This window comes from Legionella erythra, assembly GCF_001467615.1.
Classification (GTDB): domain Bacteria; phylum Pseudomonadota; class Gammaproteobacteria; order Legionellales; family Legionellaceae; genus Legionella_C; species Legionella_C erythra.
Genome location: NZ_LNYA01000023.1, coordinates 354,590 through 367,561 on the forward strand (window position 1 = coordinate 354,590; position 12,972 = coordinate 367,561).

A 12,972-nucleotide genomic window follows, 5' to 3' on the forward strand; every position below is an offset into this window, starting at 1 on the left:
GCAATAGATAAATACTTTTATTATACCATTTAATCAACTTTTAATCAATAAGATCATTTTGCATGCTCTTGATGCCCTTTTTTAAAGCGGTTCTGATCATTAATTAATCATAACTGTGCCCCAGATGTTAATATTCGGGTAAGCTTTTTATGCTATTTTATAACTAGATAATATTAAATCAGTTGGTTAAGCCATGTTTTTTAATACGCCTGATACAGAATCCCGCTCCCAAGTTTTGCTTTCTCGTATTGTGAAGTTACAGCAGGCCATTGCCAAGGGCGAAATCACGCCTGACGAGCTGCAAAAAATTGCCCGCTTGTCTCCAGCGCAATTGGAAGAAAAAACGCGCAATCCAGAGAAACTGGACTCAGCAAACCCAACGGACAAGGCCATTAAAACATTATTTGCTCTCTTAACAAGAGCTGAACCCGGCATTGTGAATACCGATGCTTCGCTGATGGACGGGTTAAAGCGCTTTGATGCGGAACATGCCGATTATTTGCCCTTAAGTCCCCTGGCTGTCACCAATGAACAAACACTGGCTATTCATCTGTCGGATTTTGCTATCTTTTACGATGTGTTTATACGACACATCGCAGTCAACAAAGTATCAGGCGATTTAGAGGACACTTACAATCTGACGCTCGATACCCTCGCTGCAAGAACCCATTGGCTCAAATGGAAAGGTGAACGCCCCATTCGCATGAATTTCAGTCCCGAGCGAGCCGATTTTCCCGGTCTTTTTGAAAAATTCCTTGCCGGCAAGTTAAGGAAAGATGAGTGGTTAACAGATGTCGATATCCAGCGGCAATTAAAAATTTTAGGCATTACTGATTGTCACATTATCCCGTTCACAGAAGATGATCTTGGCCTGGCGCTTCATTTTGCGCGCGAGCAGCATCAACATGATGAACCTCCCGCACCCTATGTTATCCCGTTAATTGTTAACCTCGGGGAAGACGGTCATAGCCGTATTGACTCGCGCGGTAACCATTGGGTACGCATCCTCGTCGAGGTGGACCCCACGGATAAGCCTGCAAAAATCAAATTGAAATACACCGATGAACTGCAATTGCATGAGGGGTCTAAGAAAAAAATCGAGGCTACCCTTAAAAATGCGCTGAAATACCATAAGCAGATTGGCAGTTACACCAGCAAAGAGGACATGAAATTCTACACCGCTTTCCCTGACTGTAACGATCCTGATATTAGCGTTATCGGCACACAGGAGCAACGCGACGGGTTTACCTGCGGTTACCGGGCATTAAGAGGCCTCATTCAGGATCTTATCGATACAGGCGTCATTAAAAACGACGACCTTTACAAGGAATTTAGTACTTGCAAAGACGCCGCCAGTCTTCGTGATTTTGTCTACCGCTCCTTATTGGGTCAGCAGATTATCAGCCCGGAAATCAGAACCGCGTTGGCTTCACTGGCTTCTGAAAGTGACTTTGAAGAACAGAATGCCGATGAGTTCAAGATTAAGCCGGCCGTGGTTGAGGGGCAACTGCTTGCCTTTGCCATGGAGCGGGATAAACCTGGTCGAAAAGGAAAATTTGACGGCAAACAGCTTGAAGCCCTGGTGGCTTTAAATGAAGCCAAGGTAAAATTGCAGGATTTACCCGCGATAAAAGCCATTGCCGCGGCAACCGGCCCTATCACCCTCAATTTACAGGAAATCCTGAAGGATCAAGACAATGCCGAGTTAGTCCTTGATGTCCTCTTTGAAGCTATCGGTAAAAACCCGGCACTTAAACGCGTAACCCTAACCGGTACGGCCGAGCTTGACCAGAAATTCCTGCAGGACCATATTGATAAATTAGCGCTTGGCATCGAATTGGTTTCTGAGGAACCCGCCTTGCGTGATTATTTAACGCTGGTGAACACCCGCAATGCTTTATTGGCTCATTTTAATATCAAACCCAACGCGCAAACGCCTCCTTGGGATGCCTTGTTTGAAGCGATGCTATTCCGCATTGCCGATAAACCCGCTCATGGCCGCTTTGCCTGGTTTATTGAGTCACTTTCCTTAGCCGATAAAAATGCCCTTCAACTCGGCAGTACAGGCTTTGCAAAGCTGCTGCAATACATGGCGGACAATCAACACCGCTTTGAAGCAGGAGCTTTTCATTACGACACGTTCAGCATGCGGGATGCACAGGCTTTCGGTTATGTCATTGCTGACCTCAGTATGTTGACGGCCTTAAGAGACCATTTACAATCCACAAATCCATTTCTGCCTTTTAAGCAATTGAGTTTTGCGCTCACGGATTTGAGTCCTATTGATCAGAACGAATTGGTTGAGGTGCTAGGAGACATTCTGCGAGCCTCACCGGACGGGTTGGACCGATTGGACATTGTCAGTTCATCGCTGGCGTCATTGAAAGAAGAAACGGTTCAAGCCTTGATTGATTTAATCTCTGCAGGTCCCTACCCGACTGTCATTACGTTTTCTTCGCCTGACAGAACCACATTAAAAATCGCCAGTCAACTCGAGGCGCTTGAAAACATCGGATTAAAAAACCAGAAAAGCAGGGGCTCAGAGGCAACAGAGAAGACCGAAAAAGCCGTTGCCGTGAAGCGCGACCTTCCTCATGTCACCTTGGGTAAAATCGGTAAAGCCATTTTTCAGCAGGATGATTTAACATCGCTCTCGACTGAAATTCAAATGCAGCAACAGCAGCAGCAACAGGTTCAACAACAGGTGCAAACCGCCCTGGATGATAGCAGCCTGCCGGAAGAAGATGAGTTAGAGGAGGAACTATTCAGGCTGTACACCGGTACTGACGAATTACTGACCCGGGCCACCATAAACAAACTCGAAGCCTTCATCAAAGCCCGTCATCCTCAACTGAGCCCTGAACAATGTTGGGACATGATTACCGGTGACAATGCAGACCTGTTTAAATACGGCATCAAGAAAATCAGTGTTTCTGCCGCAAGAATTCTGATTGAGCATTTGCAGGATGTGCAATACGGCCTGCATCCGGATAATTTACCGCGCGGGTTTGAACTGCAAAGCGACCAGGACGGCAACGTCGTGCTGGCCTATTCCGCATTTGATGCCGCCATCAACCCCAATGAATCGCCATTAACCATTCAATTTTCAAAACCGCTTTTACCTAAAGACTGGGCGGGTAATGCCTTATTATTTATTAATGATAAACAAGCCAGTGACTTATACAAATCACTGAAATTCAAAAAACCGGTCCCTACGCTGGACGATTGTATCCGTCACTTTTTCTATCTCAAAGACGATACGGTTAAGTTATCCGTGCAACAGCGCCAACGTATTCTGATGGCTTTTATCAGTGCGCAAGATCAGGAGGCCAGCGGTAAAATACAGGCGCTTACGCAAAGCGTGTTTGGCAATACCCTGACTGATCAAAACATCAAAGCCTTAAGCGAAGTGTTTTTTGATCAAGGCGTTGCAGGCGTTCTTCAGTTATTAACCACACTTCAGGAGCTTAAACGCATCAAGGGCGAACCGTTTTTTGCCAGTTTTAAGGCCTGCTTTATTGATTCATCGCAAAACCTCAATGAATTACTGACGGAAAACAACTTAACCGCCATTCAGAAATTAATGGCCTTCTCCACGGCTCAAACCGCCTGGTGGCTGGCATTAACAGAGCAGCATACCAGCAATATCGGTTATTCGCCCCAACCCAAGCAGGGGGAAGACGATGGGTTTACTCATGTGGAAAAGGAGCTTCGTCCCGGTACCCGTTGGGCGAATCTGGCGGAATTAGCCGAAGGGTTTTCCTATTTTTGCGGCCAGTTGGAAGAGGTAAGCCCGGGCCTTCATTTAACCGAATATTGCCCCTTCATGGCGGGTGTAGCCGACATGCGGGTCGCGCTGGATAGACTGCTGAGCGTCATTCTGCCCAATGCCCACGATATTAATGAACAGTTCTACGAAGCCCTGCCCGGTTTATCCCTGGATGCTCTCGGACCTTTCTATGCTTCCCGCTACGAAGGGTATAAACTGGTCACACCGGCCATGATGCTTGCTTTAGGCGATTTTACCGGAAAAGCGAAATTAGATGTGCGTTTTTCAGAAAAAGGGTTTACTTATCGCTGCGATAAAGTGAATATTGGCGCCAATTTTGCCGATCAAGCCGTTGATGAAAACAGCGCCAAACAGCTCGCCATTTTTTTACGCTACATCGCGACATTTAATCATCGCGCTCCCGTCAAACGCTACCGCGAAGCCTTTGAATTAATTGATGAGAATATTAAAAACAATGACTATTTTCATGGCAAAGATACCCTCTTGGTTCTCATCGCCGTGTTTGGCACAGGTAAGCGCGGTAAACATTTCCAAAAGGCGGATATCGATGCGCTGGTGAATTGGATTAACCAATACCAAGACCTTTCAAAACATAAAAACACCACCGCCTTGACGGGCATTCGCGTGATGATGAATGCCTGGCGGGCCATGCGCCGTTCCCCTATAAGACCGACCATTGCCGAGATGGTGACTATTTCCAAACAGACCGAGAAGACTGCGCAACCGGCCCAAGTCATCAGCATGATTCAGGAATTGGTTGAAGTCTACAGCGAGGATGCCCAGGATTACATTGAAACCCTGACCCTCATGTGTGAAAACCCGAATGGGATAGGGCTTTCTGTATTCCAAGCCGTCATGCGCGAACTGGAAGGCCTGACCAAGACATTGAAAAAATTTACCGACGCTGAAGCACTGGTGCTTAAAGGGCATCGCAAACTGCGTATAAGCACAGCTCGCCTGCTTGCTGTCTGTACGAACGAAGGTCTTGAAGACGAGGAAAAAGCCGCGCCTAAAATCAAGGCACTTTATGATGCGGTTACCCGATGCCTCGATAAACACGGGGAACAAACGACCCATGACCTCCTGGAACTGTTGGGCCATATTGATGTGAAATCAAAGACCCTGCCGACCCTTGATCAACTCATCACCATTGTTGGGGATGTCGCAGCCAACGATACACCCGATTACAGCAACCTCGAACAAACCATCAGGGCTGCCCTGCCCGAAGGCTGCGTTATCCAACTGGATAAGGTTGTCGCTGCACCAGTAGAAAGCGGTGGTAATTTACAAACGATCATTGTCAAATACATGGGTGAGATCATTAAAGAATTGGCCGGGTTTAAAGACCATATTGAGTCTCAACTGGATAAAAATTTCTTTAAAAATCTGGCCACACCGGAAGGTCCTCATACCCTCATTAAGGGTCTTGAAAAAATTGGTGAATTCTCAGGCGTTCTGGGCAGTGTAGTCAAAGGAAAAATCTTGGGCGTCATGCTCAAGGTCTATGACACCGTTATCAACGACGGCATAGCCAATGTCGGCATCAAAGATGAAGCCACGCGTGCTCGCCTCGCCAAAATTATCAAGAACAAGATAAATCATCCCATTAAGACAGCGGAATTTGATGCCTTTGTTGATCTTTACGCCGACGAATTGAAAGCACTGAGCCAAGTGCTCGGCGATTTACAACTGATTAACAAAAACTGGCCTTCCGACTTACGGGCCGTCATTGCCGTACTCGATGCAAGCCCATTCCTGAATGGGTACCCCTTAACCATCATCGCTAAAATCACTCAGGCCCTGGTTAAAGGGTTTAATCCGAATAATCCTTTCCCCACCGATTTGCTTGGTCAATTTTTAGCCTTTAAAGCCCCCTCCAGGGAAACACTGGACGCACTGAAAGTCATCGTAGATACCGTGTTTGATCCCGAAAAACAGGGCGTTTGGAGCGACAGCGAAAAACGGGCGATCTGTGAACTGGCAATTACTTATTGTAAGCATAATCCACAAGGCATCGACAACTACTTAAAACAAGTGCTCAGCCTTCATGAAAGCAATAGCGAATTATTTATCCAAAAACTGCATATCCTGAAAGCCAACCAGAATAATGAAATAAAAACACTGATTGCGGATTTTGACCAGGTTGAAGAATTGAAAAATCCGGCATTAACACAAACTGTTTTCGCCTTTTTTGCCGGGGACAAAGCGGCAAATTTCCCGGCTTTTATCGAGGCAGCCAGTCAGGATAAGCCTAAAATGGCTTTGGTCATGCCGATTGTGTTGCGCGCTGCGCAAAAAGAGTTGGCAGAAAAAGATTCCAGGTATAACCAGGAAGCTCTGGTCGATGTGGTAAACCAGTTACAACTGCTCGCTCCAAACATACTGAAGGAGCTCAGCGCCCTTTATAGCAGCCCCACCTACCCCAGCCTTTCAAGACTTGCTGAGATTACCTCATCCACAAGCCTGGATTTAAACCAACTGCAGATAGAGTTTGACCGGGATCCATTCGGCAAACGCAAGGATGAAGAAACCCTGGAAGCACAGTTTGATACCCGTGAGCTCGCCGGTTATTTCAATGGTTTGCAGGACATGAATTATGGCCGCCCCATGCTGCTCACACAGCGTCAGGAACTGCAAACCTGGTTCCTGTACATCAATGGTATTGGTCAGAAATTTGGTATACCAACGATTGCGAACGGCAGCGCTACAGGCCCGCTTAAAACCATCAAGGACATGTCTCATCAAGACATTCATGACTTGCTGGATCATTATAAATCCCTGTTAAAAGAAGGCAGCACAGCGACAAAGGAACAGCGTCTTAAAGCCAGGCTTGAAACCATCGCCTTGCTGCGTGAGGTTATGTACCGCGCCACCGGCAACATGCCAAGACCCACCCAAATCCTTTACCTGCTGCTGTCCATGCAGACGAACCAGAATTTTGTCGGGCAGATTAAAACCGGGGAAGGGAAGTCCATGACTGCCGCTTTGACGGCTGCATTATCCAATCTGGAAGGGAAAACTGTCGATATCTGTACCTCAAACAGCTTCTTAGCCTCTGAGGGACTTGAGGAAAACCACGCGTTCTTCGAGTACCTGGGCCTGCGAGTAAAACTCATCACCGCAAAATCCGGTTTTGATGAATATAAAGCTGATACCATCCACTACTCCAGCATGTCAGACATTGCCCTTTACCGCTCCAAAATGCAGCTGGAAGGGAAAGTATTCCCCGACAATTGTGCGTTGATTGCCGATGAAGTGGATTTCTCAACCCTAGACGACAGCACCCGCTATCGTTATGCCACTGCATTGGATGCCAGTGCTGATCCATACCACAGTCCCTACACCTGGATTTATGAAGCCTTAATTAATTTCACCGACGCACAAACGATACCTCGAAGCGATGCTGATCTTCAAATGCTGGCAAAGACCTGGCTCAGGAATGCGGCGAAATCAAAAGAAGAAAAACAACAGTTAAAAAAACTGGAAGAACAGCCTGAACTTTACCAAAAACGGCTGGAAGGCTGGTTGATTGCCGCTGGAAAAACCAAACAATTAATCGATCAGGAAGAAACCAAATTCAGGGTCGTTACCCTTGAACATCCCAAGTATGGTCAGGTATCCAAAGCCTGCATTCTTACCGGTGGACGACCTAATATCGATGCGGAATTCAGTAATGGCATTCAGCAATTCCTGCATGCACGTCTGCGGCAAAAATACCGTGAGCAGATAGAGGATGGCAGCAAAGCGGATTTCCTGGTTGAGCCTGAAAAAACTTACGTGACGTCCTTAAACAGCCGGTTGTTGATGAGTACCTATCAATCGATTCAGGGCATGACCGGAACGGCGGGTTCATCCAAAGAAATCATTGAACAATATGCCAAATACGGTTTTCGCTTTGCTGCAATTCCACAATTTACTTCGCCTAACCGCAAAGAGCTGGATCCGCTGTTAACCCAGGCTAAATATCTTGATGACCCGGAAGCGGAAGAGCAGGAGCATATTCGACTTATCGTTCAAGATATCCTCAGGCATATCAGCAAAGAGAATGAAGGACCATGCAGCCCCGTTCTCATCCAGGTCCGTGACAAGACTCAGGGCGATAAAATTCATGAGGCCCTGCTGGCGGCCATTCAAGCCAACCCTGAAAAATATAAGCATAAACTCAATCACAGTGCGGACGGTAAGGCCGATTTTCTGCAACGTTTTTACAGCAGTGAAAAACCCACCGCTCAAGAACGAAATGAAGAAGAAAAAGCTTATAAAAATAAAGCAGGACTTGATGGCGTTATTACCATTTCATCGGTTTTTGATCGCGGCACCGACATTAAACCGACCCACAAAAAAGGCCTTTATGCGGTTCAGACTTATGTCGATACCGCACCGCACTCCACGGAAGATCTGGAACGATCCAAATCACAAAAAGTAGGACGCTCTGGGCGTAAAGGACAATTCGGTTTTACCCGCATGATTCTTCGCCGCAGCGAATTTAAGGAAGCCTATGCTGATGCACCGAAAAAACTGCGCAATCTAGAGGCATCAACCAAAGAAGTAGATAAAGCCATCGCGCTGTTAAATAACATCCGCAATAAACCACGTTCAGAAGACAGGGATTTGCGTGAATCATTTGACGGCATTAAAGATCTTGTTTATCAGGAATTTTTTACCTTTATTACGGCCATCCATGCCACGTCAGCCAGTAAAGCCAGCAAAAAAGCGATCATTAACCAGTTACTCAGCCAATGGAATTTAGTCCTTGGCCGTATTGATAACCATTGGGAGGAGCTGGAACACAATCCAGCTTTGCAGGGCAAAAATACAGTAAAAATCACCCGTCTTGCCGAATTTGCCGCCAGAGAATGGAATGAATTTGCCAAAAAAGACGGCATGCTGAGAGCCCATTTGCTCAAATGGGCTGACCATAACAAAATGACGATAGAGCTACCTAAAGAACGGCAGCTTGACGACATTGAGCTTACTGACCAGATTACCGCTCGAAAAGCGCCTCTGGACACGCATTACGTCAAGTGGACTGATGTACACAATAAGGTATCTCCGGTTTCCGCAGAAGCGGTGTACGCTGACATGATGGACACAGAGGGTGCCTCTACAGAATTACAAACAGAGGCAGAAAAAGCCAGAAACCAAGCAACCCGTGCGGTTATCCAACGGCAATTGGATTGGCTCAATACCCCGGCTCATCAAAACCTGTTGGCCGGAAGAATAAACCTGGATACGACAGAGCCCCTGGAGAATCAGGTTAAAATGATCATGGCTGCCATGCTCTATCTCCGGTATAAAGCCTACCGTTCGGGCAACTCCCTAGGCTATGCAAAATTTAGCAAGGCCTGTTCTGATTTTACTGAACAAATGATATGGAGTAAGTCAGAGCCCTACATCCAGGCCGTGGTTGATGCACAGCAGGAGCATTTTACTATTCTTACTTCGCATCGCGGCGACCACGAAAAACAGAAAAACCTCTACCTGCCGATGCTGATGGCGGAAAACCGTCGATTGCTATCCAATGCCACATCGACCTGGAAAAAAGCCTCTTTTGCGTCCTGGTGGGAAAAATCACCCACCGGCATGCGCGGTCAGGCCATTGAGTGGCTAACCGCTTATCGGGACCATTGGTGGAAGCGTAGTTGGGTCAGTGGTGATCGCAAGGCGGTTGTCACCGCACTCATAGAACAGTTAAATCAGGATGATTTAAGCGCCACTGAGATTTTAACGTTTATTCAACAAGCTAAAAAACACTTGCTTGGGGATGACGTTAAGCACAAACGCCAATTAGGCAGCGGTTCAAATGGACGGTTATATAATTATTTAAATGAACTCGAAATTAAAATTCACGCCGCCATGCCGCCTAAGGCGATTGACGACAATAGAAAAACCGAGTTTGATGAAGTGGTCGATGTGTTGAGCGCTTTTGTTCATGATGAGCGCCTTCCTGCCCAAAGGAAAGCAAAACTGAGTAAGATCATGGAATTTTTAGAGGTCTACCAGAAGACGGATTTATCCATTGAGCACAACAGCCCCGTCATGTACAAAAAGCTACTTGATTTATTTGAGTACATTGGTTCGCTTCCTGATAAAGACGAGAACTTACAAGCCTTGCAGGACTATTGCCAGTATGCAAGAAACCGTTTGGTTTATTATTTCTCTCAAGGGGAGAGCTTGAGCGCCTTGAATAAACCCCGGTCCATTGAAGTTTACAGGGCATTGACTCAGGCTGGAAATATCTTTTTCTATAACCAGACGGATAGCGAGAAGCCGCCGCTGCTCAATCTGCCAGGCAGTCAATTTAAGTACAATAATCAGACCATTGCGTTTGTATCGAAAAATCCCGAGGTGATCAATACAGGCATGCATTCCTCTTTCTTCATGCAGGTTAACCAGGCCTCAACATACATTGAATTACTGACCTACCTCGAACGGTACATGGTGGAGAAATCGGCTCAAGACACGCGTGTTGAATTTACGAAAATAGAGCTTGGCAACAGTGATCACTTTGCTCCTGGGTTTACCCTGACGGTTCACATGCTGATTGATGATAAAGCAATCCAGGTCGATTTCCATCTGGATATGAAAACGGGTGCCATGTATACACCCATCGATTCACTTTATACACTGGACATACCCAAATCGGCATTAGACGAAGACAGGGAATTGAAAACGCTGGCTGAGCAAACACAAGCCATCAGGTCGCAATGGGAGAAACAGAAATCGGAGGGAGTGAAGCTTTTGGATGACCTTCAGGCCGCTTTGGATAAACTCGACTCCTCAGTCAAAAAGAGAGTCGAGCAAGATTACAAAGAAGCTCGGGCGGAAGCTAACCTCAGAGGTGAAACGCCACCCAATCCCAATAAGTATTTTGCGGAGAAATTAAGCGAAATCAAAAAAGGGGAGCAAAATTCACCCGATACGATACAACATAAATCGTAATTATTGTACAATTTTAAATTTTGGAGTCATTATGGAGAAGGAAGAGCTTACAAAAATGCGCCTGAAGCTCGACGGGCAGAGTCAAGCGGCTGCTTTAACGCGCGAAGAGGCCATTAACCAATCCATCCTCATCCGCAAGGCCATTGTCAATATTGAAAAACAAAAAGCAGAGCATCCTGAAAAAAAGAAGGAGCATGAAAACAAACTGAAACAATTGGATGAACTCCTTAAACAGCTGCTCACGGTAATCGACGAAATTAATGCGCATACCTCTCAATATCAACAATCCAGCAAACGGCTTGAGGAGACTGAACGGCTTGTCGAGGCGCCGGCTGTGCGTTAATTCGGGTTACCTGATGGAAACAGGCAGGCGCATAGCCGTACCGCCCACCTTATGCGATAATTCGCCTTTCTTCTTTTTTAGTATGTCTTATGTCTTTTGTACGCCTCTTATTGCTGTCTTCTCTGGCTTATCAGTCGTCCTGTTTTGCTGATGTTAATTCGTATTTTGATACCATTAAAAGCGATCCTAATGCGCTTTATGCTTTTTTTAAAGCCATGCCCAAAGGCGGCGAGCTGCACTACCATCTTGCTGGCGGCGCTTACCCTGAAGCGATGCTCGCCGTGGCCGCTAAACATGATTATTGCCTGAATACCACCACCTTTGCTGTCAGCAAAACCACGGAAACATGTCAGGGTATACCCGCTAAGGAATTAAGCCAGCATCCGGAAATCTATGCTGATACCGTGCGGGCCTGGTCAATGAAGGATTTTATTCCGGGTAAAGAATCCGGCCATGATCACTTTTTTGCCTCTTTTATGAAGTTTATTCCCTTAGTGGCCAATCACGATGCTGAACTGCTGAGTGAGGTCATGCTTAGAGCCGCCGATCAGCAGGAGCAATACATGGAAATTATGATCCTGCCAGACAACAATCAATCCACCGTCTTTGCCGATCCATCCTTTACCCTGACTGACATGGCCGCCACCCGAAATAAACTGCTTAAGAATACGGGATTTCTAGGTATCATTGATAAGAGTGTCGCTAAATCCGACCACCTTCTTGAACAGGCCCAGGATGTTTTAGCGTGCAAGCAACACCCCGAACAACCGGTTTGCCGGTTAACCGTCCGCTTTCAATGTTATGTGTTGAGAGAGCAATCCTTAGACAAAGTATTTGCCCAGGCTCTGCATGGCTTTGAAGCTGCGTCTCGCTCCAAAGCACTGGTGGCGGTTAATCTGGTGCAGCCAGAAGATGGGTATCTGTCGTTAAGGGATTACCGGGGGCAAATGAAGATTTTTGAATTTCTGCATCAAGCCTATCCTCAAGTGCCCATCGCCCTTCATGCCGGAGAATTAGCACCGCAAGATGTTGTTCCTGCCAATACCCGCTTCCACATCCGCGATGCGATTTTAGTCGGCCATGCCAAACGTATTGGCCACGGCGTCGACATTGCCCATGAAGAAAATCCTGACGAGATCATGCGTCTTTTAAGAGAAAAAAACATGGCCGTGGAAATTAATTTAATCAGTAATAAGGACATTCTTTCAATTGCCGGCAAACAACATCCCCTCAACTATTACTTAAAGCATCAGGTGCCTGTCGTCCTCTCCACCGACGACGAAGGAATTTTACGTACGGATTTAACCGCGCAATACGTCGAAGCCGCCTTCAATCATCAGCTGGATTACCCGACACTTAAACAAATTAACCGCAATGCCCTGACCTTTAGTTTTCTACCAGGAGAAAGCCTGTGGAGCAAAACTCACCCCGGTATTACCGTGGCGGCATGCAAGGATTTAAACAGCTCGTCTTGCCTTAAATTTGTTCAAGGCAGTAACAAAGCACAATTGCAGCGTCAACTGGAATTGCAACTCGCAGCGTTTGAAAAGCAGTATGAGCATGAGGGTGTATGATTTAATAACATCCTTTGGATACCTGACCTAAATATTGCCATGCTGTCCCCCGCGACGTGCCGCGACTTGTTCGCGGCATCCAGACGAGCCTTTTCAGTAACTCATTTCTTCATCGAGCACCTGACTGGATTGCGCGCACAAGGCGCGCAACGTCGGGTTATTCTGAATTCAGCAAACAGCGCGGAACCTTGGCCATTTAATAACGTGCTTTGGATATGGCCTAAATAGAATCTAGCATCGCCATGGGGTTCCCCCTGCGACGTGCCGCGACTTGTTCGCGGCATCCAGACGAGCCTTTTCAGTAACTCATTCCTTCATCGAGC

3 protein-coding genes are annotated in these 12,972 nt (G+C 46.6%); all 3 read left to right on the forward strand.

Going from position 1 to position 12,972, the window contains the following annotated elements; all coding sequences use genetic code 11:
* The first annotated feature begins 193 nt into the window (after nucleotides 1-193).
* The 3 genes from Lery_RS06545 to Lery_RS06555 all read left to right on the forward strand — a co-directional run bounded on the left by Lery_RS06545 (nucleotide 194) and on the right by Lery_RS06555 (nucleotide 12,649).
* Complete coding sequence (locus Lery_RS06545; RefSeq protein ID WP_058526446.1) at nucleotides 194-10,732, forward strand: hypothetical protein; 10,539 nt, start codon at nucleotides 194-196, stop codon at nucleotides 10,730-10,732.
* A 31-nt stretch (nucleotides 10,733-10,763) separates the two neighbouring features.
* Complete coding sequence (locus tag Lery_RS06550; protein WP_058526447.1) at nucleotides 10,764-11,075, forward strand: hypothetical protein; 312 nt, start codon at nucleotides 10,764-10,766, stop codon at nucleotides 11,073-11,075.
* A gap of 89 nt (nucleotides 11,076-11,164) precedes the next feature.
* A complete protein-coding gene (locus Lery_RS06555; RefSeq protein WP_058526448.1) occupies nucleotides 11,165-12,649 on the forward strand; it encodes an adenosine deaminase family protein in 1,485 nt (494 codons plus the stop codon).
* The last annotated feature ends 323 nt before the right edge of the window (nucleotides 12,650-12,972 follow it).